The following is a 26,097-nucleotide window of genomic DNA, read 5'->3' on the forward strand; positions in this document are numbered from 1 at the left end:
TCGGCAATGGACCGGCGGTCCCTGCTGAGGTTGCTGCAATCAGGCCTGGTCGCGTCAGCGGCATCGGTCGTGCTTCCCTCGCATGCTCTTGCAACAGCCGAGAAGAAGGACAAGCGCCCTGTCGCCCTGCTGGTGCCGCTCACGGGACCGCGAGCGCGGCTGGGCCTTAGCATGCGGCAGGCGGCGTTGCTCGCGGAAAACAGCCAATATGTCCTGACCTTCGACACCGGCGGAACCGCCGCGGGAGCGGCCGCCGCGGTGGGGCAGGCGCTGCGCCAGAAGCCTGCCTTGATCCTGGGCCCGCTCTCCGCCGAGGAAGTTCCGGCGGTGAGCAGCAGCGTGGCGGGCCGCCTGCCGATCATCGCGTTCAGCAACGATGCGGTGCTGCGCGCGCCGGGAACCTATATCTTCGGGATTACCGCGCGGCAGTTGACCAGCGCGATCCTGCGCTACGCCCGCTCGCGCGGCGTCAAGAATGTGGCGGTAATCGACGACGGCACGCCGTGGAGCGCCGCGGCTTCGCTGGCCGCGGGACAGATGGAAGGGGAACTCGGACTTCGCCTGCGCGTGCTCGAAGTGAAGGCGGGGCAGCCGCTGCCGGCGGCGGGTGACGCGCCTGATGCGGTGTTGCTGCCCGGAAGCGGCCCGGCAGTGCTCGCGGCTGCGCGCGGTCTCAAGGATACAGGCATCCAGCTGCTCGGCACGCTGCAGGGGATCGACAACCGGCCCGAGGCGCTGGAAGCGCTCGACGGCGCGTGGATCGCCAGCCCGGATCCGGCGGCGTTCGGCACTTTCGCGAGCGAGTTCGCGGCGCGCAACGGCGGCGATGCCGGCACGATCACCGCGCTCGCTTACGACGCTGCGGGGATCGCCAATGCATTGCGCAATTCCAATACGCTGAACGCCGCGGGGCTGCTCGACAGCAAGGGCTTCCGCTGCGTGACCGGGCCGGTGCGCTTCCGCACCGATGGATCGGTGGCGCGCGATTTCGCAATTCTCGTGGCGCGTCCGCACGGCTACGAACCGGTGGCGGTGAGCTCGGGGTCGTGAACCCCTTTTGCGGGACGCCGCACCGACCTTCTGACAAAGACTCCGGCTTCACTCTGATCGAGTTGATGATCTCGCTTGGGCTGTTCGCACTGATCGCGGTCGCCGGGTTGGCGCTGGTCGAAGGCATCATCAACGTGCAGGGGCGTACCGAGAAGCGGTTCGATCGGCTCGCCGATCTCCAGCGGACGATGTTCGTCGTCTCCAGCGATGTCGAGCAGATCGCGGACGGGCCGATCTCCGGAGGCGGCGCCAACCTCTCCTTCACGCGCTCCGCGCCCGGCATGGGCGGCGCTGCGGTGCCGCTGCGTTATGGCGTTGTCGGCGGGGCGCTGGTCCGCAGCGTCGGCCCTGCGCCGCAGCTCGTGCTCGCCGGTGTGGCGAATGCGCGCTGGCGCTTCTGGGACGGAGGCTGGGTCGATCGCTGGCCGGCCAACGACGCAAGCAAGGATCGCTGGCCGCGTGCGGTGGCGCTGGAGATGCAGGTGGCGGGTCCCGGCGGCACGCCCGGATCGCTGCGGCGCGTAGTCGCGCTGCCGGTGCGGCCCGAGGTGCCGAAGCAATGAGGCCGCGCGAAAACGAAGAGGGGATGATCCTCGTCAACGTGCTGATGTTCGTCGCGATCGCCGCCGGCCTTGTCCTGCTGATGATCAATCGCGAGGAGCTCGCGCTCGACCGAGGCCTGCGCACCCGCGAGGCGGCGCGGGCCTTGGCAGTCGTGCGCGGCGGCGAGCTCTCGGCAGTGGTGGCATTGCGCCGCGATGCCGAGCAGGCACCGGAGGTCGATCATGTCGGCGAGCCCTGGGCGAAGCTCTCGGAGAACGGCGCGCCGATCGAGGGCGGCAGCTTCGATCTCGCGATCGCCGATGCCGAGGGGCGTTTCAACATCAATTCGGTGCGCACTGGCGAGGTCGCTTCGACGATCCTGTTCCAGACGATCGGCAATGAAGTGGGCCTGAAGCCCGAGCAGATCGTCGCCGCGATCGAATATGTGCGGTTGAAGGGGCCGGTCACCGATCTCAGGCCGCTGCGGCTCGCGGGTGTCGAGCCCAAGGTGGCGGACCGGCTGGAGAAGCTGGTGACTGCCCTGCCGGGAACCACCACGCTCAACCTCAACGCGGCAGATCAGGAGATGCTCGCCTTGCTGTTCCGCGATCCGCTGATCGCGCAGCGGCTGGTCGCGATACGGGATCGCCAGGGTTTCCTCACCGCCAAGGATCTGGCCGACCAGAATGTCTCGCTGCCCTGGGGCACCTCGTTCCGCTCGAACACGTTCTGGGTACGCACCCGCGCGACAATCGGGAGCACGAGCCAGCAGGCAGCGACCCTGATCCAGCGACGGCGGACACCGGACGGCGCGGTCGAAGTCGTGCCCGTCGAACGCTGGCGCAACGCCGCGGTGCCGCCGGGCGCACCGGCGCTGGCGAAAGGCTAAAGCACGATCCGGAACAGCGCGCCGCCGTCCGGCGCGTCGGTGACGTCGATCGCGCCGCCATGCGCGATCACGATCTGGCGGGCGAGGTTGAGACCGACGCCGGTGCCCGCGGCGCGCGTGGTGAAGAAGGGCAGGAATACATCCTGCCGCAGGCTCTCGGGAACGCCGGGGCCGTTGTCTTCGACTTCGATCACCGTAGCCTTGCTGTCACCGGACAGGCGCAGCGCCAGTCGCGGCTGATCGACCGCGTGCATCGCCTGTGCGGCATTCTGCATCAGGTTGATCACTACCTGCGCGAGCAGATCGGGATCGGCGTCGAGCGTGAGACCGTCAGGCACGATTTCGACCGCGAGCGGCACTTCCGGCGCCTTTGCCGCGAAGATCCGGGCGAGTTCGTCCGCCCAGGGGCGCGCCGCGAAGGTCTGGCGCTTGATCTGGGGTGTCTGCGCCACTGCGCGATAGGCTTCGATGAAGTTGCTCAACCCCTGCGCGCGGCGGGCCAGCGTTTCGACCGCGGCGCGCGCATCGCCCACGCGAGGGTCGGCTGAGAGATCGGGATCGCCGAGCAGATCGGCGGCAGTCGACGCGAGCGAGGTCACCGGCGTCAACGAATTGAGGATCTCGTGGGTCAGCACGCGGACGAGATCGGTCTGCGCCGCCATCTCGACGGCGTCGAGCGTCCCCTGGATCGGCTGGACGCTGATCGCGCGGGTGCGCTGGCCGAGCCGTTCGAGTGTCGCCGCGCGCACCAGCATCCGCTGCGGTCGTCCGGCGATATTGAGTATCAATAGCTCTTCGCCTTGCGAGCCGTTCGCAAGGCGCCGGGCGAAAGTGGCGCCATAGCTGGCGAAGTCCTCGGGCAGCGTGCCGTGCTCGCCGGCGAACAGTCGCCGCGCCGCCTTGTTGGCGAGCGTTACATGACCACCGGCGCTCACCGTCAACACTGCCACCGGCATGTCGTCGACCAGGGCATCGAGATAACGCAACTCGCCCGCGACGCGGTCCTGATCGGCCCGGAAACGACCCAGCACTTCGTTGAGCGATGCCCCGAGTTCGCCGAAGCCGGCACCGCCCTGTGTGTCGAACTGGAGCGCGGTATCGCCGAACTTGATCGCTTCGAGGAAGCGCGCGACCGTCCGATTGGTGCGCGTGACGTGCCGCCACAGTCCTGCGAAGGTCGCCGCGGCGATTGCGAGCGCGACGATCCGCGCCGCGCCCAGGCCTGGGGTCGCGAACGCGGCGATGCACGCCAGCAGCGCCGTCACCAGCGCCCCGATCCAGGCGATCAGCCCGATCGTGAAGCGCCGGTCAAAGCCCATGCTTCTCCATTCGCCGATAGAGCGCGGCGCGTGACAGTCCCAGCTCGTGCGCGGCGAGCGAGATGTTGTAGCCGTGCTTCTTGAGCGCCTCTTCCACGAGCCGGCGCTCGACGCGTTCGAGGTTGAGATCGTCCGCCGGCCGGGGCGCGACGATCGCCGAGGGGGCGATCCGCTGGGCGCCGGAGACCAGCGCGAAATCCTCGGGCTCCAGCGGCACGTCACGCGCCAGGATCACCGCGCGTTCGAGCGCATGCCGCAGCGCGCGAACGTTCCCCGGCCAGTCATGGCTCAGCAACGCGGTGCGCGCCGCCGCGCTCAACTGAGGATGAGGGCGGCCGTAGCGCTTTGCATAATGATCGATAAAATGCTCGATCAGCTCGGGCACGTCCTCGAGACGCTCGCGCAGCGGCGGCAGGTCGATCTCGACGGTGTTGAGCCGGAACAGCAGATCCTGCCGGAAATGGCTCTCGTCGCGCAGCTTTTCGGGCGGCAAATTGGTCGCGGCGATCACGCGGATATTCACCGGCACCGGCTTGTTGGCGCCGACTGGGGTGACCTGGCGCTGCTCGAGCACAGTCAGCAATTTGGGCTGGAGCCGCAGCGGCAGATTGCCGATCTCGTCGAGGAACAGGGTTCCGCCATCCGCCGCCTGGATGCGCCCGACGCGATCGGCGCGCGCATCGGTGAAGGCGCCCTTCACATGGCCGAACAGCTCGGAATCGATCAGGTCTTCGGAGACCGCGCCGAGATCGACCGTCAGCATCACTTCGTTCGCGCGCAGCGACTGGCGGTGGAGCTCGCGTGCGACCAGTTCCTTGCCGGTGCCGTTCTCGCCGAGCACGAGGACATTGGCGTCGGTCGGTCCCGCGCGGGAGATGAGCGAGTGCACCCGCGCCATTGCCGGCGACTGGCCGAGCAGCGCCGAGCCCGCGACCACCGATGAAGCCGGGGCCGGCGCCGCTCCGCCGGCCACCGCAGCCTTGCGCGATCGCCGCAGCGAGGCCGCGGTGCGCACCGTCGCGAGCAATTTGTCGTTGGACCAGGGCTTGGAGACGAAATCGGTCGCGCCGCGCTTCATCGCCGCCACCGCGACCTGCACCCCGGCATGCGCAGTGATCATCACCACCACCATCTCGGGATCCATGCCGAGCAGCTTTTCGAGCCAAGCCAGGCCTTCGGCCGCGTCGGTCGCGCCGCGCGCGAAATTGGCGTCGAGCAGCACCGCGTCGGGCGTGCGCGCCTGGATGAGCGGAAACGCCTCGTCGGGACTGCGTACCGTGGCGACGTCGCTGAACAGCCGGCGCAGCAACAGCCGCGACGCCATCAGGATGTCGTCGTCGTCGTCGATCACGACGCAATAATCGAATTCGGGCCCGCTCCCCATGCCGTCCACTCCCGTACAGCGGCTGTTCGTTACCGGACAATCAATTTGCGTGCCAAAGATCGGTTTCGAGATCCCAAAGCGTCACCCCCGCGAAAGCGTAGGGCCCATCTCCCGGACGAGCCACATGCAATTCCCGCAGTGATTGAGGCAGTTGCGGGAGATGGGCCCCCGCTTTCACGGGGGTGACGAAAGAAACTGGCACGGCTCCTGCTCATGCTTCTGCCGACGATGTCGAGCGGGGATCAAGCGTGTGTCTGGGAAACCTTCCGGAAAATTGGCGGGAAACGCCGTGCTGCTGGCCGTGCTCCTCTGCGCCATGCTCGCATTTGGCGGCAGACCGCAGGCCGCGCTCGACATCGCGGTGCGCGAGCAAAGCGGGCACGCCCTTCTCCGGCTCGGCTTCGCATCGATCAGCTTGGCGTTCGATTTCGGACAGAAGTGTCCGAATTCGAACGCTTGTGCGGGTGCGATCCTGTGATCAATCTCGCAACCTGCCTCCGCACCCGGCTTGGCACGGGGGTTGCTAAGTCATGACCATGGGTGTCGTTCGGATGCAGAAAAGTGGAGACCGCCCGATCGCAGGGGACGGGATGGACCAGGTCGTCGAGACGCGGAAGCTCTCGAACCGGGTCAAGGCCGCGATCGTTGGGGGCGTGGTGCTGGTGGCGGCGTTGCTGTTCTGGTGGTTTGCGCCGTCGGGCTCCAGCCAGACGGTCGGCGCTGATCATGTCACCATCTCGACGGTGACGAAGGGCACGTTCGACGATTTCATCCCGTTGCGTGCGCGCGTCACGCCTCTGCTCACCGTCTATATCGATGCCGTCGAGGGCGGGCGCGTCGAGAAGATGCTGGTCGAGGACGGCGCGACGGTCGCGCAGGGCCAGCCGATCGCCTTGCTCTCCAATGCCGAGCTCCAGCTCTCGACTCTCGCGCGCCAGACCGAAGTCGAGCAGCAGATCAACAATATGCGCAGCCAGGAACTGGCGCTCGCCCAGACGCGGCTCTCGAACGAACGTGCCGTGCTCGCGGCCGAGACGGTCAATGACAAGGCGCGCCGCCAATATGAGCGCGAGAGGCCGCTTGCCCAAAAGGGCTTCGTCTCCGCCAAGCAGTTCGCCGATACCCAGGCCGATTACGAGCTAAGCCAGCGCACCCTTGCCGCGCTGAAGCGCAGCCAGGCCACCGACGCCCGGCTGCAGACCAGCCAGCTCTCGCAGCAGCAGGCGGCGGCGCAATCGATGCAGTCCGGTCTGTCGATCGCCCGCGCGAACCTCGACGCGCTCCAGCTTCGCGCGCCGGTCGCCGGACAGCTCTCGGGCTTCTCGGTGCAGGTCGGCCAGTCGCTCCAGCGCGGCGAGCGCGTCGGGCAGATCGACAGCCCGGGCCGCAACAAGCTGATCGCCGGCGTCGACGAATTCTATCTCGGTCGCGTCCAGCTCCAGCAGAAGGCGAGCCTGGACTTCGGCGGCAAGCGCTATGACGCGAAGGTCACCAAGATCTACCCGCAGGTGCAGAACGGCCAGTTCCAGGTCGATCTGCAGTTCGTCGGGGCCGAGCCGGCCAATATCCAGCGCGGCCAGACGATGCAGGCACGGCTGACGCTCGGCGATCCGACGCCGGCTCTGCTCGTCCCCAACGGCGCCTTCTACAACGAGACCGGCGGCAACTGGATCTTCGTCGTCACGCCCGACGGCGGCAGCGCAGTGAAGCGCCAGGTCCGCCTCGGTCGCCGCAACGCCGAATTCATCGAAGTGCTCGAGGGCCTCGAAGCCGGCGAGAAGGTGCTGACCTCGCCTTACACCGGCTACACCGACAAGACGCGCCTGGACCTGACCAAATAATTCCAACGAAAGGGATTTTCATGCTGACGATGCGCGAACTCTCCAAGGTCTACCGGACCGATACGGTCCAGACGACCGCGCTCGACGCGATTGATCTCGACATCGCCGAGGGCGAGTTCGTCGCGATCATGGGGCCTTCGGGGTGCGGCAAATCGACTCTGCTCAACATGATCGGGATGCTCGATAGCCCGTCGAGCGGCTCGTACGTGTTCAACGGCAAGGAAGTCGCCGGCCTCTCCGAGAGCAAGCTCGCCGATGTGCGCAAGGAGAGCATCGGTTTCATCTTCCAGAGCTTCAATCTCGTCGACGAGCTGTCGGTCCGCGACAATGTCGAGCTCGCCTTGCTCTACCACAATGTATCCGCCTCCGAGCGCAAGCGCCGGGTCGACGAAGTGATGGACAAGGTCGGCATTGCGCACCGCGCGCGGCACCGGCCGAGCCAGCTCTCGGGCGGGCAGCAACAGCGCGTCGCCGTCGCCCGCGCGCTCGTCGCCAGCCCCAAGCTGATCCTTGCCGACGAGCCGACCGGCAATCTCGACACGCACCACGGCGAGGAAGTGATGCGGATGCTCCAGACCTTGAACGGCGAAGGCTCGACCATCGTGATGGTTACGCACTCGCCCGCGCATGCCGATTACGCCGGCCGCATCGTCTCGATGCTCGACGGCCGCATCCTGCAGGAGCGGCGGCGCGCGGCGTGAAGAAGTCTCCCTCTCTCCGCTTGGCGGAGAGAGGGCGGGGGAGAGGGCGGTGATCTGACGTACCCTCGCGGATCGCGTCTTCTCCCCACCCCCGAGGGAACGGCGCAACAAGGGGAGCTCGGAATGTGGCGTAACTACCTGATGATCGCGCTCCGGCTGCTGGCGCGGAACCGCGTCTATGCCGCGATCAACATCGGCGGTCTCGCGCTCGGGCTCGCCGGCTGCCTGCTGATCCTCAATTATGTCCGCTACGAGAGCAGCTACGACACCTGGCTGCCCGACAGCGGCAGGCTCTATCAGGTGCAGAGCAAGCTCAACCTTCCCGGCCAGCCTGCCGCGAATGCCCAGATGAGCCCGTTCGTCCTCTACGAGAAGCTGCCCGGCGGTTTCCCGCAGGTCGAGGCGGTGACGTCGCTCACGCCCGGCAAGACCGTCACCGAGCATGACGGCCAGCCGCAGTTCCTCGATTCGACCACGGTCGACCCGACCTTCTTCAAGGTCTTCGATCTCCCCTTCGCGCAAGGATCGGCGGCGACCGCGCTCCCCGACACCAATTCGATCGTGCTCACCGAGAGCGAGGCGATCCGGCACTTCGGCACCGCCGACGCCCTGGGCAAGCTGCTGAGCCTCGGCGCCGGAGCGGGCAAGCGGGACTATCGCGTCACCGGTGTTCTGCGCGATCTGCCGCGGAATACCAGCCTGCGCCTGAGCCTCCTCTTCCGCCGCGATATCAACCAGATTCCGGTCGAGCTGCGCGGCTGGGGGAATTTCAACCAGCATCATTACGTCAAGCTGCGCCGCGCAGGTGACGCGGCGGCACTCAATGCCGGACTTCCCGCCTGGGAAAAGCGCACGATCCCCGACGAGGTGATCGACGGCAAGCCGGCGACGATGTCCGACCTCATCGATCTCCGGCTGGTGCCCCTTGCCGATGTCCATCTCGGCACAACGCAGGATGGCGCGCTGACGCCCGGCGGCGATCCCCGCACGCTGCGCACCTTCGCGGTCGTCGCGCTGCTGACGCTCGTCATGGCGGTGATGAACTTCGTCAATCTGTCCACTGCGCGCGCCACCCAGCGCGCCCGCGAAGTATCGCTGCGCAAGGTCCTGGGCGCCTCGCGCGGCCAGTTGATCGTGCAGTTCCTCGGCGAGAGCGTGGTGATGGCGGCAGTGGCGATGCTGCTCGCGCTGGCGATCGCCGAGCTGGCGACGCCGTGGATCGGCAGCTGGATCGGCGCGGATCTCCACATCGCCTATCTGGGCCCATCGGGCATGCTGCTGCCCGCGCTGGGGCTGTTCCTGGCGACCGGCCTGCTCGGCGGGCTCTACCCGGCCTTCTATCTCAGCCGCTTCCATCCGGCCGAGGTGCTTCGCGCCAACAAGTCCTCGGTGGAGACGCCGGGCAATGGCCGGTTCCGCACGGCGCTGGTGATGATCCAGTTCGCTATCGCGATCGGGCTGATCGCCTCCACCTGGGTGATCTATTCGCAGACCCGCTATGTCGAAACGGTCGACCCCGGTTATCGCCGCGACGGGCTTATCCAGATCACCAATGCGTGGCGCTTCACGCAGGGCAGCGAGTATGAAGCCGCGCGCGCCGCGATGCTGGCGATACCCGGCGTCACGCGGGCAGGGCGCACCGGAACGGGGCTCGCCTCGTCCCAAAAGTCGATCCGTCTCGTGCAGGCACCCGGCGCCGCCGACTATCTGTCGATGGGGCTCTATAGCATCGATGCCGACTTCCTCGAGACGATGGACATTCGCTTCGTCGCCGGGCGCCAGCTTGGCGATCGCTTCGCCTCGGATCGCATTCTCAACGGCAACGAACAGGCGCTCGCGGCGCGGGGCCTCAACGTGGTGATCAATCGCGCCGCCGCGGCCAAATTCGGTTTCCGCAGTCCTCGAGCGGCGATCGGGCAGACGGTGCGGATATCCACCGGCGGGCTCGTGATGGTGCCCTCCACGGTGGTCGGTGTCGCCGAGGACACGCGCTTCCGCACTGCCCGCGACGCGATCGAGCCTGCGGTCTACGCCTACGATCCGGAGCACACCAACCAGGTCCTGGTCCGCTTCGCCGCCGCCCGGCCAGGCGAGGTGATGGCGGCGCTGAACAAGGTCTGGCGCAAGTTCGAGCCCGAAATCCCGTTCGAGGCACGCTTCGTCGACGATATCGTTCGCGAGCTATATGCCGCCGACCGGGCTCGCGGCGCGCTGTTCGCCGGCTTCTCGGTGCTGGCGGTGCTGATCGCCTGTCTCGGCCTGTACAGCCTAGCCTCGTTCGCCACCGAGCGGCGCACCAAGGAGATCGGCATTCGGAAAGTGCTCGGCGCCAAGGTACGCGACATCGTGCGGCTGCTCGCCTGGCAGTTCTCCAAGCCGGTAGTGCTCGCCAACCTGATCGCGTGGCCGGGCGCATGGTGGGCGATGCGCGAATGGCTCAACACGTTTGACATCCGCATCCCGCTGACGCCTACGCCCTTCGCATTGGCCGGGCTGCTCGCATTGCTGATCGCGATCGTCACGGTCGCCGGACAATCGCTGCGGGTCGCCCGCACCAATCCCATCCACGCGCTTCGCTACGAGTAGGAACCAGACCATGTGGCGCAATTACGTGACCGTCGGCCTGAGGGCGTTGGCCAAGAACAAGGTCTATGCCTTCATCAACATCTTCGGCCTGTCGCTCGGCATCGCCGCGTGCCTGCTGATCCTCACCTTCGTGCGCTACGAGTTCAGCTATGACAGCTGGCTGCCGGGCGCGAAGGATGCCTATCAGCTCCAGGATTTCTACAAGCCGACCGAGCAGGGCGGCGAGGAATACAAGCTGCAGGTGACGAGCTACGCGTCGGGTACCGCGCTGCAGAAGGATTTCCCGCAGGTCGAGAAGCGCGTCTACATCACCAATCAGGGCTTCACGTTCGTCCTGAAGGGCCAGGCCTATCAGCCCGAGGGCGCCTATTTCGCCGACGGCAACATCTTCGACATCCTCCAGCTGCCTTTCGTGCGCGGGGATGCGGCGCACGCGCTCGACGATCCGCGCGCGCTGGTGCTGAGCGAGACCGAGGCGAAGAAATATTTCGGCACCGAAGACCCGATCGGCAAGACGATCACCGTGCTGAGCTCGGACCTCAAGGAGGATTATCGCGTCACCGGGGTGTTCAAGGACTTGCCCAAGAACACGCATCTGCGCATCGGCGCGGTCGCACGCTTCGATCCGCAGACCTATTTCGCGAAGATCCCGAACTTCCTGACCTCATGGAACTCGCAGGGCGGCTATGTCTATGTGAAGCTGCGTCCGGGCACCGACGCGAAGCAGCTGATGGCGCAGTTTCCGGCCTGGGAGAAGCGCAACATCCCGAACGATCCCGCCGATGGCGGCCCGGTGACCAATCCGGGCGATCACCAGGATTGGCGCCTCACCAACGTGCGTGACGTCCATCTGGGTGAGGCGCAGAATGCCGGGCTGGCGCCGGGGAGTGACAAGCAGACGATCCTCACCTTCGCGGTGGTGGCGCTGATGATCCTCGGCATGGCGTGCATCAACTTCACCAATCTCGCCACGGCGCGGGCCTCGCAGCGCGCGCGGGAAGTGGCGTTGCGCAAGGTGCTCGGCGCCACACGCGGCCAGCTGATCGTCCAGTTCATCGGCGAATCGATTCTCGTCGCGGGAATCGCGACTTTGGTCGCACTGGCGCTCGCCGAGCTGGCGCTGCCGTTGCTCAACAACTTCCTCGATGCCCAGATGCAGATCCATTATCTCGGATCGCAGGGTATCTTGCTGCCGGTGATCCTGCTGGCGATCCTCGTCGGTCTCGCCGGGGGCGTCTATCCGGCGCTCTATCTCTCGCGCTTCCAGCCGGCGCGCGTGCTCAAGGCCAACAAATCGGCCGCCGATGCCGAGGGCAACGGCCGGCTGCGCAACCTGCTGGTGGTCGGGCAGTTCGCGGTGTCGATCGGACTGATCATCTGCACCGCGATCGTCTATTCGCAGACGATCTACGCGCGGACGATGGACGCCGGCTACAAGCGCGAAGGGCTGATCCAGGTCGCCGGGATCAGCGAGCCCCAGGTCGAGGCGGTGGTGCGGGCGCTACGCGAAGAGGTCCGCCAGATTCCCGGCGTGACCGAAGTGGGGCGGACCACCATCGGAGTCGCCCCCGGGAACAATTCCATGACCTCGGCGCGGCTTCCCGGCCATACCGACTATGTCCAGCTCGGCGTCTATGGCATCGATCCCGGCGTCAAGGACGCGCTCGGGATGAAGCTGCTCGCCGGCCGCAATTTCTCCGAAGCGATCGCGATGGACGATGCGACCACGCCATCGCCGACAGATATTGCCGCGGAGAAGGCGCTGGTCGCGCGCGGCACCAACGTCATCCTGTCCGAAATGGCGGCCAAAAGGCTAGGCTTCAACACGCCGCAGGCCGCGATCGGCAAGCAGGTCCAGATCGGCTTCACCGTGCCCGAGGCGGGCAATTGGGTGCCCGCGACCGTGGTCGGCGTGACGAGCGACGTGCGCTATCGCAGCGTCCGCCAGCCGCTCCAGCCGATCGTCTATTTCTACCAGACCCGCGGCTATTTCACCTTGCTCGTCCGCCATGCCGGCGATGCCAAACCGGTTCGGGACAAGATCGAGGCGATCTGGAAGCGGCTGGTGCCCGAACTGCCCTTCGAGGCGCGCTCGGTGACCGAAGTGGTCCACAATCTGTACACGGGGGACGAAAAGCGCGCACAGCTGTTCGGGATGTTCGCGATCCTGGCTGCGGTGATCGGCTGCCTGGGACTGTTCGGGCTCGCCTCGTTCACCGCCGAACGTCGCACCAAGGAGATCGGTATCCGGAAGGTGCTCGGTGCACGCACGCGGGATATCGTCCGGCTGCTGGTTTGGCAGTTCAGCCGACCGGTGCTGATCGCGAACCTGATCGCCTGGCCGGTGGCCTGGTGGGTGATGCGCGACTGGCTCAACCAGTTCGACATCCGCGTCAGCCTGACGCCAACCCCGTTCGTCCTCGCGGGACTGCTGGCGTTGCTGATCGCCATCGGCACGATCGGCGCGCACGCCTTCCGCGTCGCGCGCACCAATCCGGTCCATGCCTTGCGCTACGAGTAGGCGCGTCAGTTCAGGGCATGGTCCGGGCGGGCGAGGAGGCAACTCCTCGCCCGCTTCACATGCGGGGGAAGGAATGCGCCGAAGGGTTCTTGCATTGCCCTTCGCCGTTCTTATCCTGATCAAACCATGATGTTCACGACCTTCAATCGCGCGGCAGCGTTCCCGCTCCTCTGAGCGGGTGACGAACAATCTCGATCGGCGGCACTTCGCGGCGCCGCTGCGAATGCCTGCACAATCGATTGGAGAAACTTCATGGATCTCGAGCCCGCGCCTGCGCTGAGCGCCGCCGCCATCACATCCTTCATCAACCATGGCTTCATCCGTATCGACGGAGCATTCCCGAGAGAGGTCGCCGAGGAAGCGCGCGCCATCCTCTGGCGCGACACCGGCTGCGATCCGCACGACCGGTCGACCTGGACCCGGCCCGTCGTTCGGCTTGGCCACTATGGCCAACCGCTGTTTCGGGAGGCCGCGAACACGATGCTGCTCCACGCTGTGTTCGATCAGCTTGTCGGGCCGGGCCGGTGGCTGCCATGCCAGGTTCTCGGCACCTTCCCGGTACGCTTTCCGTCCAGCGAGGATCCGGGCGACGCGGGCTGGCATATCGACGTCAGTTTCGGCACCGACACTCCGGATTTCATGGAATGGCGCGCGAATATGCATAGCCGCGGGCGCGCGCTTCTCATGCTGTTCCTGTTTTCGGACGTCGGCGTCGACGATGCGCCGACACGCATCCGCGTGGGCTCGCATGTCGATATCGCCCGGCAGCTAGCCCTGGCAGGCGAAGCCGGATTGACGCTGCGTGAACTGGCATCGGACGGCTTCGCGCGCTCGCAGGGCCGGCGAGAGGTGCTGGCCACCGGCGAGGCCGGGACGGTCTATCTGTGCCATCCTTTCCTCGTTCATTCGGCGCAGCAGCACCGGGGAACCGAGCCGCGCTTCATGGCGCAGCCTCCATTGCTTCCGCGCGAGCCCATCTGCCTCGACCGCGCGGACGGCGACTATTCGCCTGTCGAGCAGGCGATCCTGAACGCAATCGCGACTTCTGAGGGGTAGTCGGAACGAGGGTCGTTCACCGGGAATGCACCGGACTTCGCTTTGGCAACGGAGGAGGGGATGTCGCCCCAAGCCGCTGTTTCCGTTTGGAATAAAATGGTCGGGAAGAGAGGATTCGAACCTCCGGCCCCTGCCTCCCGAAGACAGTGCTCTACCAGGCTGAGCTACTCCCCGACGGAGTATCGATTCAGCGCCTTCGAAGGGCGAACCGATGCTGGAGCGGCGCCTATAACCATGCCGATTGAGTCGCGCAAGCGTTGGCGGTCACGGATTTCTGGCGGCGAGCAATGCATCGATGCTGGTGAATTTCTCGCGCGGGGAACCTTCGCGCGCCGCCGCCTTCTCGGCGGCCTCGATCTTCTGCCAGTCGCGGAAGGTCACGACTTCGACGCCGCGCCCGGCGAGCAATGCGTCGAGGCCGGCGCGCCCCTGCTTTCCCGAACCCTCGCCGATATCTGCGGCGATCTTGTCGGCGATGGCGAAGCCGTCGGGACGGTTGGTGCCGATCGTCCCGGTCGGCCCGCGGCGCGCCCAGCCGACCGCATAGAGTCCGGGCAGCACGCGCCCCTCCTCATTGGCGAAACGGCCCGAGCGATCGTCATAGGGCACGCCTTCGATCGGCGGGGTGCGATAGCCGATGCAGCTCACCACCAGGCTCGCGGGTATTTCGTAGCGCTCGCCGGTACCGTTCGCGTGGCCCTCGCCGTCGAGCGCAGTGCGTTCGACCACCACGCGTTCGACCTTGCCTTCACCCTCGACGGCTACGGGCATCGCGAAGAAATCGAAGACGATGTGGACGGGCTTGTCCGCGCCATTGGCGAGGGCGAAGTTGCGCAGGTGCGTGACCGATTTGCGCTGCCCGGGATCGAGCAGCGAATCGGTGTCGAGAGGGGGCAGGTCCGCCGGATCGACGATCGGGCGTGCGCGCTCGAGCTCGCCGAGTTCGCCGAGTTCCTTCGGCGTCATGGCGATCTGATGCGGGCCGCGGCGGCCGAGGAGCGTGATGGTGTCGATGTGGGCGCCCTGCAGCGCAGTGAGCGCGTGGCCGACGATATCCGAGCCGGCGAACTCCTCCCTGGTCTTGGCGAGGATCCGCGCGACATCGAGCGCGACATTGCCGTTACCGATCACCACCGCCGGGGCATGGAGCGGCGGTGCGAGATCGGCATAATCGGGATGGCCATTATACCAGCCGACGAACGCCGCCGAGCCTACTACGCCGGGCAGCGCGGCGCCGGGGATGTCGAGCTTGCGGTCGTGCGGCGCGCCGGTGGCGAGCACCACGGCGTCGTAGAGGCCGCGCAACTCGTCGATCGACACGTCCTGGCCGATGGTGACGTTGCCGACGAAGCGGACATTGTCGGTGAGCGCGACGGCCTCGTACCGCCGCGACACGCCCTTGATTGACTGGTGATCGGGGGCGACGCCGGTGCGGATCAGCCCGAAGGGCACGGGCAGGCGATCGATGATGTCGACCCGCACATTCTCGCCGAATGCCTTCTGGCAAGCTTCCGCAGTATAATAGCCGGCCGGCCCGGAGCCGATCACCGCGATGTGGCGCATATTGTCCTCTCGCATTTTGGGACAGCCTAGCGCGACAATTCAGCAGGGCAACCCACTCGACCCCCGCGCGAAGTTGCTGCTACGAAACGTTCGTGAGCCCGATCGAAGCCGCCGCCACCCTGTTCGGGCTGATCAACGTGACGCTGGTGGTCCGGCGGAGCATGTGGAACTACCCGTTCGCGCTGGCGATGGTTTCGCTCTACGCGTGGATATTCTTCCATCAGAAGCTCTACAGCGACGCGCTGCTCCAGCTCTTCTACATCGCCGTGAACCTCTATGGCTGGTGGAACTGGACCCGTTCGCGTGCCCGAACCGGCGAAGTGCGCGTCGAGCAGCTCGGATATGCCGCGCGGCTCGGCTGGCTTGCGGGCTGTGTCGCCGCATCGGCGGTATGGGGGGCAGTGATGCATCGCTACACAGATGCCGCCTTCCCCTGGTGGGACGGCAGCATCGCGATGTTCAGCATCGCCGCGCAGATCCTCCAGTCGCGCCGCAAATGGGAAAGCTGGGTGCTGTGGATCCTCGTCGATCTGGCCGCGGTGCCCTTGTTCGCCCTAAAGGGGCTCTGGCTCACCGCCGGGCTCTATGTCGTCTTCCTCGCCCTGTCCGTCTGGGGCCTGATCCATTGGACCAAAGCCAAAGCATGATCCCGCGCACCATCTGCCTCCACGGCCCCGAAAGCGTGGGCAAGACGACGATCGCCAGGCGATTGGCCGAGCATTTCGGCGGCGAGATGCTCGACGAATATGGTCGCGATTATGCCGAGGCGCACGGCATCATGTTCACGATGCGCGACCTGATCGAGATTGCCCAGAACCACGACGCCGGCGCCCGCATGCTGCTGGCGGAGGGCGCCGATCCGCTGATCCTCGACACCGATCCGCTGATGACCGCGGTGTGGGCGGACATGCTGTTCGCCAAACGCGATCCCTGGTTCGACGCGTGGGACAACACCGCGGACCTGTATTTGCTGTTCGACATCGACTTGCCATGGATCAAGGATGGTACGCGGATGTTCGGTACCGAGCCGCTCCGCCGCCGTTTCTTCGAACTGTCCAAGGCCGAGCTCGAGCGCCGCGGCGTGCGCTGGGTGCTGGTCAGCGGGCAGGGTGAGGCGCGGTTCGAGGCGGCGCTGGCGGCAATCGCGGCCTATCGGCCCTAGACGGCGCGCAGCCCCTTCGCATCGTGCGCCGCCCCTGCTAACGCCGCGCGATTATGGCGACCGAACTTTCAAAGATCCGCAATTTCTCGATCATTGCGCATATCGACCACGGCAAATCGACCTTGGCCGACCGGCTGATCCAGCGCACCGGTGGGCTCTCCGAGCGCGAGATGTCCTCGCAAGTCCTCGATAATATGGATATCGAGAAGGAGCGCGGGATCACCATCAAGGCGCAGACGGTGCGCCTCGACTGGAAGGGCCATACGCTCAACCTGATGGACACGCCGGGCCATGTCGATTTCGCCTATGAAGTCAGCCGCAGCCTCGCCGCGTGCGAGGGCGCGCTGCTCGTCGTCGACGCGGCGCAGGGCGTAGAGGCGCAGACGCTCGCCAACGTCTATCAGTCGATCGAGCACGATCACGAGATCATCCCGGTGATCAACAAGATCGACCTCCCCAGCGCCGAGCCCGAGAAGGTCCGCCACGAGATCGAGGAGATCATCGGCATCGACGCCTCGAACGCGGTGCTCGCCAGTGCCAAATCGGGCATCGGCATCGAGGAGATCCTCGACGCGATCATCGAGCGCATCCCGGCGCCCAAGGGCGATGCCGACGCGCCGCTCAAGGCGATGCTCGTCGACAGCTGGTACGATCCGTATCTGGGCGTCGTCATCCTCGTCCGGGTGATCGACGGCACGATTCGGAAGGGCCAGCAGATCAAGTTCATGGCCGCGGGCACGACGCATCTCATCGACCGCGTCGGCGCCTTCCGCCCCAAGATCGAGCAGCTTCCCGACCTCGGCCCCGGCGAGATCGGCTTCATCACCGCGCAGATCAAGGAAGTCGCGCAGGCGCGCGTCGGCGACACGCTGACCGACGCGAAGCGCCCGACCGCGGAGGCGCTGCCGGGCTTCAAGGAAGTCCAGCCGGTGGTGTTCTGCGGCCTCTTCCCGGTCGACGCCGCGGACTTCGAGAAACTCCGCGAGAGCATCTCCAAGCTGCGCCTCAACGATGCGAGCTTCAGCTTCGAGATGGAGACCAGCGCGGCCTTGGGCTTCGGCTTCCGCTGCGGGTTCCTCGGGCTGCTCCACCTCGAGATCATCCAGGAGCGGCTGACCCGCGAATATGATCTCGACCTGATCACCACCGCGCCTTCGGTGGTCTACAAGATCAAGCTCACGCACAACAATGGCGAGATCGAGCTGCACAATCCGGCCGACATGCCCGATCCCACCAAGATCGAGGAGATCGAGGAGCCGTGGATCCAGGCAGTGATCTATGTGCCCGACGAATATCTCGGCTCGATCCTGAAGCTGTGCCAGGAACGGCGCGGCATCCAGAAGAACCTGACCTATGTCGGCGGTCGAGCGCAGGTAACCTATGAGCTGCCGCTCAACGAAGTGGTGTTCGACTTTTACGACCGGCTGAAGTCGCTCTCAAAGGGCTATGCCAGCTTCGATTACGAACAGATCGGCCACCGCCCCGGCGATCTGGTGAAGATGGGCATCCTGGTCAATGAGGAGCCGGTGGATGCGCTGAGCATGATCGTCCACCGCGCGACCGCCGAAGTGCGCGGGCGCGGCATGGTCGAGCGGCTGAAGGAGCTGATCCCGCGCCACCTCTTCAAGATCCCGATCCAGGCGGCGATCGGCGGCAAGGTGATCGCCCGCGAGACGATCAGCGCGATGCGCAAGGACGTCACCGCAAAATGCTATGGCGGCGATGCCACGCGTAAACGAAAACTGCTGGAGAAGCAGAAGAAGGGCAAGGCGAAGATGCGCGAATATGGCAGCGTGAGCATCCCGCAAGAGGCCTTCATCGCGGCGCTCAGGATGGGCGAGGAGTGAGGCGCGCGCGGCGCCGCTTTGCCGCGGCGGCGCTCCAGTGATAGAGCAGGGCGATGGCCGCGGCATCGATCCCTTGCAAGACCAGGCTCTCGATCGGGCTCGCCTTGCTCGTCCTCGTCTGGCCCGCGTCCGCCGTCGCTCAGCCGGGCGAACGCATGCCGACGCGAGAGGATATCGAAATAGCGATCAATCTCGACCGTATCCGCGACGATTGCGCGGGCCCGGGCCCCGATGACGGCTGTCCCATGATCGCGATCGATCATCTGGAGGTTCGGGGCGAGCGTTGCGCCCCGGCGAAAGATACGGATCCGAACATGCTGAAACGCTTCGGCGCTGTGTCGGCGGCGCTGTGCCGGTTCGAATCCAGCTATGTACCCAACTCTATACGGAGGGGCGGCAGGAACTGGCGCGCCGATGTGGAGACTCTTTTCCTCTATCCCGAGGGGGGAGGATGGCGCTCTGGAAACGACGAGCGGGCCTCGCGCATCCGCTACGTCAGCCCGAGTACACCCTAGCGGCCGTGGTGGCCGGGGTGTAGTCTCGCCCATCAGCCGTGTCCGCAACGGAGGCCTTATGAAGCTCGCTATTTTTGCGTCTGCTCTGGCATTGGTCGGATCGCCGCCGGCCTACGCAGCGGACAAAATCGGTGAGAGCTGCAGCGGGACCGAGACCGTGCAGATCGGATCACAGGCCCCGCAGACCGTTCCCTACGCCATCACCTTGAGTGCCGATCTGGCTGCGAAGGCTTACTGCTACGACAAATGCGGGCCGGACCAGACCTATGCCATCAGCGACAGCACCCCGACGCTGGTCAAACTCGCCGATCTGGATCGCGGCAATCAGAAGCGCCGGATCACGTTCGATCGTCGATCGGCGAGGCTGACCGACTATCAGGCCTTCGATGTCGGTTTGGGACCGGTCGTCAGAAATGCGACCGCGACATGCAGGGCCGCGCCGTTTCATGAACCGGCATCCCTTGCGCGGGTTCAAACGCACTAACTCCAGAGTTTGAATGCCGGCATTCAGCGCCTCTGGCCCGACGGCGCCGGGAGCGGTGCGGGACGATCGGCCGCGCGGGGATGCTCCGGCAGGCGCGAGCGTGGCTCGGTGGATGCGTACTGCGCAAGCAGCCGCGCCATTCGACGTACGGAACTCATGTCACGACCCTCCCCCGGGTTCTTCATCCCGGCAGGGGGCAGAATCCCGGTGCGGAAACTGCGTTCCGAACAATCGAGGTTAACCGGCTGGAACGATGGTGTTTTGCTGTCCAATCGAGAGCGAACCCCTGGCTGGGGCACGGCTCACCCCATCGCCGCGCGCAACTCCGCCATGCGTGCGTCGATCGGCGCGATTCGCTGCTGATCCTCGGGGGAGAAGAGCGGCAGCACGTCCATCCCCGGCTCCCAATAGGGGCGCGTGATCTCGCCGCGCTTCGCCACCAGCGCGATATATTCGCGGACCAGCGCTTCATGGCCGTCGGGGGCCATGATGTTGGGGCGGAAGGTGGCGGGATCATAGGGCGCGGAGGGATCGGGCAGGAACAATACGCGCGGCGGATCGCCGGCCTGCGGCGTGACGTCGAGCAGGTCGCCGTCGGGGCGGCGCCAGACGGCGTGGTGCTCGGCCTCGAACCAGCGGCCGGGCCAGCGCCAGATCGCCCAGCCATAGACCGCCTCGCCGCCGTGCCGCAGCGCCTGCGCGACCGAATTGTCGAAGCAGTAAGCGGGCTTGGCGTCGGGGGCGGGCTCGACGCGGACGTAGAGCGGGACCTCGCGCGAGATCGTCTCGCAGAAGGCGCGGGTGGCCGAATCGATCTGTTCCGGGGGACCGAGGATCATCGCTCCGGGCTAGCCCGCGCGGGCGGCGGCGTCCATGCGGAAGGCTTTACGAAATAGAAGGTTCGGCGCGGCTAATCTCTTCCGATCATGCCGGCGCGACCGGCAGGAATGGAGCTGGGGGAAGACTATGGATCGGCTGCCGCTGATCGCGCCGCGACCGCCGAAGCTGAGCGGGATGGCCGATGCGCTCGCGGAGATCGAGGCGCGCGGAATCTATTCGAACGGCGGACCGGTGGTGCGCGGGTTCGAGGCTGCTGCGACGGCTTCATTGTTCGGCGGGGCGGGCGATTGCCTGGCGGTGGGCAATGCGACGCTCGGGCTGATGCTGGCGATCCGCCATGCCGCGGGGCCGCGCGCGGGCAAGGGTAATTTCGCGCTGATCCCCGGATTCACCTTTGCCGCGACGGCGCATGCGGCCGAATGGGCGGGACTGACGCCCTTGCTGTGCGACGTGGACCCGGAGGACTGGGCGGCGAGCGCCGAGGCGGAGGCGCGGGCGTTTGAGAAATATGGCGACCGGATCGCGGCGGTGGTGCCCTATGCGACCTTCGGCGCGGGGATCGATCTGGCGCGCTACCGGGGCTATGCCGAGCGCGGCGTGGGCGTGGTGATCGATGCCGCGGCCTCGCTGGGCGCGCTGGATGCCGATGGGCGCCAGTTCGGGGCGGGCGCCCCCTTTGCCGTGGTCTATTCGATGCACGCGACCAAGGTGTTCGCGACGGCCGAGGGCGGGCTGATCCATTCGGGCGATGCCGCGCTGACCGAAGCGCTGCGGCGGATGAGCAATTTCGGCTTTGCCGGCGGGCGTTCGGCCGAGGGGCCGGGGTTCAACGCGAAATTGCCTGAAGTGCTGGGGCTGGTGGCGCGGGCGAAGCTCGACGAGATCGAGGCCGTGGCGGCGCACCGGATGAAGCTCGACGCGGTCTATCGCGCAGCTCTGGGCGGATTCGCCGCCGAGAAGGGCTTCGAATTCCAGGAACTGCGCGGATCGCGGCCGGCATTGCAATTCCAGTCGCTGCTGCTGCCGCGCGCCTTTGCCGGGCATCGCCGTGCGATCATCGAGACGCTGGCTGAGCAGGGGATCGGCGCTGCGCATTATTTCAGTCCGCATCTGGGCGAGCAGCCCTGGTTCCGCGCGCACGGCGTGAGCGAGCCGCTGCCGGTGTGCGACGATGTCGGCGCGCGGGTGCTGTCGCTGCCGGTGACCGACGGGATGACCGAGGCCGACGTCGAGCGGGTCTGCTCCGCGCTGATCGACGCGTGCGCGGCATCGGGGCTCAAGAGCCTGCCGGGTGCCGAGCGGCGCGGCGCGCACGTCCATGCGGCGCTGCTCGTCGGCGGCGGGCCCGCGGGCACGGCGTTGCTGACTGCGGCGAGCAAGAGCGATGCGCTGGTGCGGCTGGCCAATGCGGGGCTGGCGGTGGTCGAGCGCGACGCGGTGCTCGGGCGCGGCGAGATCGGCACTTATGCGATCACTTCGGACAGCACTGCCGAGACGTTCCTCACTGCCGTGAAGGACAACGCGCACGACGGCATCGCCGCGCTCGAGGCGCATCCGTCGGGGCAGGAAGTCGCGATGCATGCCGGCAAACTGGGCGTGCCGCTGGCGCGGACGACGCCGTTCCTCGAGGCGACCGGTGCGCAGTTGGGCATGATCGTCGCGGGGCAGGGTGGCACCGTGGTGACGCGCAGCGAAGTGATCGAGGCGCGGCGCACCGCGGACGGGATCTGGGCGTCGCGGGTCCGCAACCGGGTGACCGGCGAAGTGCGGGTGATGCGTGCCGAGAAACTGGTCATCGCGACCGGCGGCTATCAGGCACGCGCGAATGTCGAGGCCGAGCAGATCGCTGGAGTCGCCTTGGGCGCGCTGGCCGGCGAGCGGCTGATGGCGGGCGACGAATTCCTCCGCATCGGCGGGCTCGATGCGTTGCGGGCGCGGATCGCCGGGACCCCCGCGCCGCGGATCGCGATCGTCGGCGGATCGACCAGCGCGCTCGCTGCGGCCGCATTGATCCTCAAGGCGGCGCCGGCGCTGCCGCTCGGGGCGGGGGCACTCGCGCTCTACCATCGCCGGCCGCTGCGGCCCTTCTACCGCTCGGCGGAAGAGGCGCGGGCCGACGGGTTCACCGATTTCGGGGCGCAGGACATCTGCCCGGTGAGCGGATTCGTCTATCGCTTGGCGGGTTTCCGGCTCGAAGCGCGCGAGCTGGTGCTGCGGATGCTCGGCGTCGGCGGGCGGGCGCCCGATCCGCGCATGGCACTCCGGCAGATCGGTGCGCTCGATGATGATGCGGTGCGTGCGGAGATCGAGGGCGCGGACGTGGTGATCGGAGCGCTCGGCTACCGCCCGCGCGCATTGCCCTTGTTCGATCAGGACGGCAGCCGGATCGCGCTCGCCGCCGATGCGCCAGGGCGGCCGCGGCTGGTCGATCAGCAGTGCCGCGTGATTGACGCCGAAGGGTGGCCGGTGCCTGGCGTGTTCGGCATCGGGCTCGCTTCGGGACATGTGCCCGACGGGCGGCTGGGCGGCGAGGCGAGCTTCAGCGGCAAGGCCAACGGCCTGTGGCTGTGGCAGAACGATATCGGCCAGATGATCGTCGACCAGTTGCTCGGCAACCAGGCGCAGGCGGTCGCATGAGCGGGGCGCCCATCGTCTCGGTCATCATGGCGGTTTACAACGGCGCGGCGCTGCTGCCCGAGACGCTGGCCAGCCTTCAGGCGCAAACGTTCGGCGACTGGGAGCTGGTCGCGGTCGACGATTGCTCGACCGACGACAGCGCCGCGGTGCTGGAGCGGCTCGGCGACCCCCGGGTGCGCGTGATCCGTTCGGAGGCCAATGGCGGGCCGGTGGTGGCGCGCAACCGGGCGTTCGCCGAGGCGCGCGGGCTCTATGTCGCGGGGCTCGACCAGGACGATATCAGCCTGCCCGAACGCTTCGCGCGCCAAGCGGCGTATCTCGACGCGCATCGCGACGTCTCGCTGGTGAGCTGTGCGACTGATTTTCTGGTCGACGGCAAGCGGCTGCCCGGCAACTGGCCGCGGCCGCTGACTCCGGTGCTGATCGACTGGCTGATGCTGGTGCAGAACCCGATCGCCTGGTCCTCGGTGATGTTTCGTGCCGATGCCGCGCGCCGGCTCGATCCGTTCGAGCGGCCCGGGATGCGCTATGTCGAGGATTTCGACCTTTACCAGCGGCTGCGGCCGTTCGGGCGGCTGGCGCAGGTCGACGAGGTGCTGATGCTCTATCGCTGCCATGCCGGGGGCGCTTCGAACGTGTTCAACTGCACGATGCGCGCGCACGCCGAATTGTTGCTGCGCGAGCGGCACCAGGCGCTGCTGGGCGAGGACGCGCCGGACATCGCAGCGCTGCTGGTGCGCCATGTCATGGCACGCGAGCCGGTGCCCGATGCCGAGACGCTCAACCGGCTGTTCGCCGGCATCGGCCTGTTGCGCGCAGCGTTCGGCGAAGCCAATCCGGGCGAGGAACTCGCGGCAGTCGACCGCGAGATTTCGCAGCTCTGGTGGCGCGTGTGCCGCGCCAGCGTGCGCGCCGGATCGCTGTTGATCCACAACACGCTCGGCAGCCAATCGCTGCCGCTCGGCCAGGCGGCCGATCTCGTCGCCAGCCAGATGATCGGCGGCATGCGGGCGATGAAGCGGGGGCTGACGGGGCGCTGACAGGGCGGGGCGGGGCGAGTGGAGTCTGCTGACAGAACCGGCCATTCGCTCCGCCCGGTCTGCATCGTTTCGTCGCAGGGTGCGCTCGAACCACCCGTCCAATCAACGGCCTTCCAAGAGCTGTTCATCTGCTGGACAGGTTAACCTGAACACGCAAGGCCGATGGGGGGGCAATTTGAAGGAGTTGCTCAATGCGTGTCATTTCCAAGAGACCAGGAGTTCGCTTCCTGGTGGCCTTGCTGGCCGCGTCTGCGTCGAGCAGCGCGTTTGCGCAGCAGGAACCGCCGCAGCAGCAGGAGCCGCAGCAGCAGCAGCAGCAGAGCCCGGCCGGTTCCAATATCGTCGTATATGGTGAATCCGCGCCTGCGATGACCGAAGGGCCCGAGGTGAAGGGCGTCATCATTGCGCGCAACGACGACAAGATGAAAGTCAAGACCGCCGACGGCAACAGCGTAGTCATCGCCGTCAATGATTCTACCAAGATCAAGGCCGGAGGCGGCCTGTTCAGCAGCACCAGCAAGCTCGGCGCAGATTCGCTGCTCAACGGGCTGCCGGTTACTGTCAAAACGTTGCAATCGGGTAGTGATCTGGTGGCGAGTCAGATCAGTCTTCGGAAGAACGACCTCAAGACCGCGTCGATGATCCGCAACGCGACCGACCAACGCTTCGAGGAACAGACCGCGGCAACGGAATCGCTGCGCGGTCGCCTGGGCGACATCGACAAATATAATATCAAGGGCACCACCAACGTGCACTTCGATACCGGCAAGGCGGAACTGTCCGATCAGGACAAAGCCCAGCTCTGCACAACGGCCACCACGGCCGAGGCAACGGAAAATGCCCTGATCCTGGTGGTCGGCTACACGGATTCGACCGGCAGCGACGACGTCAATCAGGAGCTCAGCGAAAAGCGGGCCAACCGCGTGATCAACTATCTCCAGCAGAAGTGCGGCTGGAAGCCGTATCGTATGCTCACCCCGACCGGCATGGCCACGGCGGACCCGTTGGCGAGCAATGACACCGCCGAAGGCAAGGCGCAGAACCGCCGCGTCGCCGTGAATATCCTGGTCAGCAAGAGCGTCGACGTTGCCGACAACAATATGTGAACTACTTGGGGGGCGGGCTTCGCGTCCCGCGGCACGTTTGTAAGCGGAACGCTGCAAGGAAACTCCGCATCGGGCCGGGAGCGGCAGTCCGCTCCCGGCCAGACCTCCCTTCCAGGCGTCGAGCTCGCTAAACCACGCCAAATGGACGCGTAGCGGCCATATCTCCCTTGCGGGTTCAACCACTCGGAAGGCCCGGGGTCCTTGCCCCGCAGGTGGCGCTTGCGTCATAGCGGCAGGGAGGAGGCGAGGGCATGCGGATCGACCGGCGCGAATTTCTGATCGGCGTGGCTGCGGCGGCCGCCTTGGCCCCGCGGGCGTTCGCCGCACAACGCGGGCCGTTGGTGCTCGCGGCGGCGAGCCTGCAGGAATCGCTGAACGCGGCGGCGGATGCATGGGCTCGGCTCGGTCATGCGCGGCCGGTTCTGTCGTTTGCCGCTTCGTCGGCGCTGGCGCGGCAGGTCGCGGCTGGCGCGGCTGCGGACCTGTTCGTGTCGGCCGACGAACCGTGGATGGACGATGTCCAGCGGCGCGGGCTGATAGTGCCGGGTACGCGCGCCAATCTGGTCGGCAATCGGCTGGTGGTGGTGCAGCCCGCGAGCGTACGGCCTGTGGCTGCGACGGTTCCGCTCGGGCGGGTATTGGCGAGCGGGCGCGTCGCGCTGGCCGATCCCGGCTCGGTGCCTGCCGGGCGCTATGCGCAGGCGTCGCTGACCAGGCTCGGGCTGTGGAACGGCATTGAGCCGAGGGTGGTGCGCGCCGAGAATGTCCGCGCGGCGCTGGCGCTGGTCGAGCGCGGCGCGGCCGATTGGGGCGTGGTCTACGCCACCGACGCGCGTGCGTCGGGGCAGGTGCGCGCGGTGCGGATGCTCCCCGCGAATAGCCATCCGCCAATCCGATATCCGCTGGCGCGGCTCAAGGCTTCGACCAGCGCGGATGCCGAGGGTTTCCGCCACTTCCTGCTCTCGGGCGCGGGCAAGGCGATCTTCGCGCGCTTCGGGTTCACGGCGGCGTGA

General features: G+C 66.7%; 22 protein-coding genes and 1 tRNA gene. 18 read left to right on the forward strand and 5 right to left on the reverse strand.

The features are described 5' to 3' along the window. Positions 1–6 precede the first annotated feature (6 nt). Genes ASE13_RS16905 through ASE13_RS16915 form a run of 3 tightly spaced genes read left to right on the forward strand, consistent with a single transcriptional unit; the run spans position 7 to position 2,482 of the window. Positions 7–1,050 carry an ABC transporter substrate-binding protein gene (locus ASE13_RS16905; protein WP_056618763.1) on the forward strand — a complete coding sequence of 348 codons (1,044 nt, stop codon included), beginning with the start codon at positions 7–9 and terminating at the stop codon, positions 1,048–1,050. Continuing rightward, positions 1,047–1,613: a type II secretion system protein GspJ gene (locus tag ASE13_RS16910; protein ID WP_268801308.1), complete on the forward strand. Its 567-nt coding sequence runs from the start codon at positions 1,047–1,049 to the stop codon at positions 1,611–1,613. Before ASE13_RS16905 ends, ASE13_RS16910 begins: the two co-directional genes overlap by 4 nt. Next, positions 1,610–2,482 carry a general secretion pathway protein GspK gene (locus tag ASE13_RS16915; protein ID WP_056618766.1) on the forward strand — a complete coding sequence of 291 codons (873 nt, stop codon included), beginning with the start codon at positions 1,610–1,612 and terminating at the stop codon, positions 2,480–2,482. The genes ASE13_RS16910 and ASE13_RS16915 overlap by 4 nt, the downstream gene beginning before the upstream one ends. On the opposite strand, the gene ASE13_RS16920 is transcribed toward ASE13_RS16915, so the two are convergent. Together ASE13_RS16920 and ASE13_RS16925 are read right to left on the reverse strand one after the other, a co-directional pair. Further along, the gene (locus ASE13_RS16920; protein WP_056618770.1) at positions 2,479–3,801 is read right to left on the reverse strand and encodes a sensor histidine kinase; all 1,323 of its coding nucleotides are present in this window, start codon (positions 3,799–3,801) and stop codon (positions 2,479–2,481) included. The two genes, ASE13_RS16915 and ASE13_RS16920, sit on opposite strands and share 4 nt — an antisense overlap. After that, complete coding sequence (locus tag ASE13_RS16925) at positions 3,791–5,185, reverse strand: sigma-54-dependent transcriptional regulator (RefSeq protein ID WP_056619067.1); 1,395 nt, start codon at positions 5,183–5,185, stop codon at positions 3,791–3,793. Before ASE13_RS16925 ends, ASE13_RS16920 begins: the two co-directional genes overlap by 11 nt. A 289-nt stretch (positions 5,186–5,474) precedes the next feature. Here ASE13_RS16925 and ASE13_RS16930 point away from each other — a divergent pair, with 289 nt between their 5' ends. The 6 genes from ASE13_RS16930 to ASE13_RS16955 all read left to right on the forward strand — a co-directional run bounded on the left by ASE13_RS16930 (position 5,475) and on the right by ASE13_RS16955 (position 13,890). Next, entirely contained in the window at positions 5,475–5,663 is a 189-nt protein-coding gene (locus ASE13_RS16930; RefSeq protein WP_056618774.1) for a hypothetical protein, read from the forward strand. 58 nt (positions 5,664–5,721) lie between these two features. Further along, on the forward strand, positions 5,722–7,026 hold the full coding sequence (locus tag ASE13_RS16935) for an efflux RND transporter periplasmic adaptor subunit (protein WP_056619071.1): 1,305 nt from the start codon (positions 5,722–5,724) through the stop codon (positions 7,024–7,026). A gap of 20 nt (positions 7,027–7,046) precedes the next feature. Further along, the gene (locus tag ASE13_RS16940) at positions 7,047–7,727 is read left to right on the forward strand and encodes an ABC transporter ATP-binding protein (protein ID WP_056618778.1); all 681 of its coding nucleotides are present in this window, start codon (positions 7,047–7,049) and stop codon (positions 7,725–7,727) included. A 123-nt stretch (positions 7,728–7,850) separates the two neighbouring features. Beyond that, entirely contained in the window at positions 7,851–10,313 is a 2,463-nt protein-coding gene (locus ASE13_RS16945) for an FtsX-like permease family protein (RefSeq protein WP_056618781.1), read from the forward strand. A 10-nt stretch (positions 10,314–10,323) separates the two neighbouring features. Beyond that, positions 10,324–12,834, forward strand: a complete 2,511-nt coding sequence (locus tag ASE13_RS16950) for an ABC transporter permease (RefSeq protein ID WP_056618784.1) — start codon at positions 10,324–10,326, stop codon at positions 12,832–12,834. A 252-nt stretch (positions 12,835–13,086) separates the two neighbouring features. After that, on the forward strand, positions 13,087–13,890 hold the full coding sequence (locus ASE13_RS16955) for a phytanoyl-CoA dioxygenase family protein (RefSeq protein ID WP_056618787.1): 804 nt from the start codon (positions 13,087–13,089) through the stop codon (positions 13,888–13,890). A gap of 97 nt (positions 13,891–13,987) precedes the next feature. Here ASE13_RS16955 and ASE13_RS16960 read toward each other — a convergent pair. Together ASE13_RS16960 and ASE13_RS16965 are read right to left on the reverse strand one after the other, a co-directional pair. Then, positions 13,988–14,064, reverse strand: a tRNA-Pro gene (locus ASE13_RS16960). A gap of 90 nt (positions 14,065–14,154) precedes the next feature. Continuing rightward, on the reverse strand, positions 14,155–15,453 hold the full coding sequence (locus ASE13_RS16965; protein ID WP_056618790.1) for an FAD-dependent oxidoreductase: 1,299 nt from the start codon (positions 15,451–15,453) through the stop codon (positions 14,155–14,157). 92 nt (positions 15,454–15,545) lie between these two features. Between ASE13_RS16965 and pnuC the strand changes: the two genes are divergently transcribed. Genes pnuC through ASE13_RS16990 form a run of 5 tightly spaced genes read left to right on the forward strand, consistent with a single transcriptional unit; the run spans position 15,546 to position 19,461 of the window. Continuing rightward, positions 15,546–16,100: a nicotinamide riboside transporter PnuC gene (pnuC, locus tag ASE13_RS16970; RefSeq protein ID WP_056618794.1), complete on the forward strand. Its 555-nt coding sequence runs from the start codon at positions 15,546–15,548 to the stop codon at positions 16,098–16,100. Further along, the gene (locus tag ASE13_RS16975) at positions 16,097–16,615 is read left to right on the forward strand and encodes an AAA family ATPase (RefSeq protein ID WP_056618796.1); all 519 of its coding nucleotides are present in this window, start codon (positions 16,097–16,099) and stop codon (positions 16,613–16,615) included. The genes pnuC and ASE13_RS16975 overlap by 4 nt, the downstream gene beginning before the upstream one ends. A gap of 53 nt (positions 16,616–16,668) precedes the next feature. Then, on the forward strand, positions 16,669–18,462 hold the full coding sequence (gene lepA, locus ASE13_RS16980) for a translation elongation factor 4 (RefSeq protein ID WP_056618799.1): 1,794 nt from the start codon (positions 16,669–16,671) through the stop codon (positions 18,460–18,462). Positions 18,463–18,515: 53 nt separating this feature from the next. Further along, positions 18,516–18,977 (forward strand): hypothetical protein, encoded by a 462-nt coding sequence (locus tag ASE13_RS16985; protein WP_056618802.1) that lies wholly within the window; start codon positions 18,516–18,518, stop codon positions 18,975–18,977. 58 nt (positions 18,978–19,035) lie between these two features. Further along, positions 19,036–19,461, forward strand: a complete 426-nt coding sequence (locus ASE13_RS16990) for a hypothetical protein (RefSeq protein ID WP_156404953.1) — start codon at positions 19,036–19,038, stop codon at positions 19,459–19,461. A gap of 302 nt (positions 19,462–19,763) precedes the next feature. Here ASE13_RS16990 and ASE13_RS16995 read toward each other — a convergent pair whose 3' ends face one another. Beyond that, positions 19,764–20,300, reverse strand: coding sequence for a hypothetical protein (locus ASE13_RS16995; RefSeq protein ID WP_056618812.1), 537 nt, complete (start codon positions 20,298–20,300; stop codon positions 19,764–19,766). Between the two features lie 127 nt (positions 20,301–20,427). Between ASE13_RS16995 and ASE13_RS17000 the strand changes: the two genes are divergently transcribed. From ASE13_RS17000 to modA, 4 genes are all read left to right on the forward strand, one after another. Further along, positions 20,428–22,938, forward strand: coding sequence for a DegT/DnrJ/EryC1/StrS family aminotransferase (locus ASE13_RS17000; protein ID WP_056618815.1), 2,511 nt, complete (start codon positions 20,428–20,430; stop codon positions 22,936–22,938). After that, positions 22,935–23,978 carry a glycosyltransferase family 2 protein gene (locus tag ASE13_RS17005; protein WP_056618818.1) on the forward strand — a complete coding sequence of 348 codons (1,044 nt, stop codon included), beginning with the start codon at positions 22,935–22,937 and terminating at the stop codon, positions 23,976–23,978. The genes ASE13_RS17000 and ASE13_RS17005 overlap by 4 nt, the downstream gene beginning before the upstream one ends. 191 nt (positions 23,979–24,169) lie before the next feature. After that, positions 24,170–25,084 carry an OmpA family protein gene (locus ASE13_RS17010; protein WP_056618821.1) on the forward strand — a complete coding sequence of 305 codons (915 nt, stop codon included), beginning with the start codon at positions 24,170–24,172 and terminating at the stop codon, positions 25,082–25,084. 251 nt (positions 25,085–25,335) lie between these two features. Further along, a complete protein-coding gene (gene modA / locus ASE13_RS17015; RefSeq protein ID WP_056618826.1) occupies positions 25,336–26,097 on the forward strand; it encodes a molybdate ABC transporter substrate-binding protein in 762 nt (253 codons plus the stop codon).

Origin of the sequence: Sphingomonas sp. Root241, from assembly GCF_001428865.1 — a bacterium.
Taxonomy (GTDB): domain Bacteria; phylum Pseudomonadota; class Alphaproteobacteria; order Sphingomonadales; family Sphingomonadaceae; genus Sphingomonas.